The sequence below is a fragment of the Robinsoniella sp. genome (assembly GCF_034124845.1).
Genome location: NZ_JAWYAJ010000471.1, coordinates 1 through 2,582, shown reverse-complemented (window position 1 = coordinate 2,582; position 2,582 = coordinate 1). Strand labels below are relative to the sequence as shown.

The 2,582-nt window shown below is 43.5% G+C and carries 1 protein-coding gene; it reads right to left on the bottom strand.

Going from position 1 to position 2,582, the window contains the following annotated elements; genetic code table 11:
• On the bottom strand, positions 1–2,582 hold a 2,582-nt coding region (locus ACH2DQ_RS23030), incomplete at both ends, for a hypothetical protein (RefSeq protein ID WP_395028502.1).

Below are 2,582 nucleotides of genomic sequence, written 5' to 3'. Positions count from 1 at the left end.
AATAATAGGTATAACCATCTGCGGGATATACAAATTCAGGAGCAAAATTAGTAATTACCAGGTTGGATCCGCTAATAGCATGTATACTTTTGGTATCCGCCGGATTCTCCAGATATTCCAGCCCGGATGCTGTAATATCCTGCACATATTTATTAATATATCCCGTTACAAATCCCCCTTCTGCATTTTCACCATCTCTATAATCCGCTACGATATTTACTTCATATTTCGATGTAAACATCAGCATCAGCAAATGCTTCCGGTCATCTTCAGAAAGAGTTCCATTCTTTGTCCATAGATCCTTTAGCATATCTGCATTCTGATAATAATAATCCGATACGCTGACCACATCCCCAGGTTGAAAATATGCTGTCCCCTCCTGGTTTTTGTATAATTCTCTTGTATAGTCCGGTACGAGAGGATTATTCCCTGCTGCCGGCGATATCGTGGCGTGGAAACCGACAAAGGTCTTACCCTGTATGTGTGCCGGTACATAGTCTTCATTGAAAACGATTTTATCATTCTCCAGTAAATCAAAGGCCTCCCCTTTGCTGACAGTGGGATTGTCTGCATCTACTCCTTTTATTTTTCCTGTTACTTTCTCTGCCTGAATATCTACTGCCCTCATATTATGTACGGCATTATAGGCTTCAACAGGCATAAAAGAAATGTACTGAAAGGGGCTGATTTCCTCTCTCCCCCTATAACTTTCATGAAACCAGGAGTAATTACCCATCGTAAGTTCATGCAAGGAGGCTGCCTGCAGTTCTACCGGTTTTATGGTGGAAACAGGGCTGCTCCCACTGTCGTCATAGCTATTAATAACCGGATATACATATCCACGACTGGGGGTAACCGCAAACTTAAAAGCAATCCCGGAATTGGAAATACCAGGGGGCACGCCATGACCTTCACCAAAGTACTCATTGCCAATCGCCTGCTTATCCAGAAAGCCCGTTCCTTTTTCTAAATTTAACTGTGACGGCGAGGCTCCATGTTTGTCTGCCGGATCATACAAAATGTAAGAATCATATTTTGATTGATTGTCATACAGAGCAGACGAGATTCCCGTCGTTTCCCTAATATAATGGGGAGCCTGTATACTGCTGGCGGAACCAGCCTTTAAATAAAAACTGTTTTTTGCATTACGTACAGTGATTCCTACCTTATATTTATATCTCACCGGTTTGCCATCGGTAGGAGAAACCGTCATATCACTTTGCTTGATTTCTAATTTTATGCTGACTCCGTCTCCCAGATCATATTCCGGTATGTCGGTGCCTGCATTCCATCCCGGATTCCACATGACGATACTTTTACTAAGTGGTATTGACGAGGAGTAATCCATCCCGCTTGGATAATAATTAAAAGTCAGCACAGGAGAGGGCCAATAAATATAATTCACACGTGCCCGTTCAAAGCGATCCATTAAGTATTCAAAATACAGATCCTGTCCACTGGTAAAAGTTCCGGTAGCCGTATTTCTTGCAGACGGTACACTGGAACCAGCAACGTTTGCTATTAAAGCTTTTTTTGACGTTCCTCCACGAACTCCCGGCTCTACTCCGTAACCACTGCAGCCATACCATGCAGAGCCATCCACATAGGTACCATCCTCGTTGACAGCCTTCATATAACTCTCTCCCTCTTCCAGCCGTCCAAAGGCACTGGTATTGTCATAAAGCCCATATGTCAGCGGTTCTGTATCTTCGTCTCCTGTGACTGTTAGCAAAAGATCCTTGTCGGGGCAGATAAAATCGTAAATAATCGTCCTCTCATCCAGATTACTGACGCTTGTAACGGTCATATCAGGAATGCTAAAGGAAATACCAACTGGTGTTTTGCCATTCTCATCAGTCACACAATATCCTGTGGGATAACTTAATTTTACTTTTACCGGATTGTTGAATCTCGATATAAATTCTCCATCAGAACCAGCTTCTGCTCCATATAGAAATTCCACATGGAAGCCTGGTAAAGAATTAGCTACACGTATGCGATGTTCGTTTGTTCTTAGAGAAAATATGAATTTCACCACGGCATCATCCGGCAGCTCATATGCAATCTGATAGTCCGGTACTGCCCCGTCTGATTCATTAGCCAAACCGTAATATTCAATACCGTTTATCTCGTCATAATAATTTATATGATAACGTTTACGTTCTGTGCCCTGTCCAATTTCTACTTCTGCCCAGGCAAACTGATAGGGCAGTTCCAGAAAGACCTGATCTTCTATATTTTCAATATTCCCCCCTGAAAAAGAGTAGTACCCCATCAAACTCTGATCGTAGTCTCTATAGATCGGAACTGACAGTGCAGTATTTGCTGCAGCATTTCGTTTTAAAGCTTTCAATTTACCGATGGTATATTCTTTTTCGCTCTGTGCTGATGATGCTGAGTCTGTTGTGTTTTCTGACTCCGGCGTTGGCTCGGATTCTGCATCTGATGTGTTCCCGGTGGCATCTATGTTCTCGGTCTCCGGCGTTGGATCAGAGGCTGCATCTGATGTGTTCTCGGTGCCATCTATGCTCTCGGTCTCCCCCGTTGGCTCGGAGGCTGATGTGCTCCCGGTGCCATTTAGG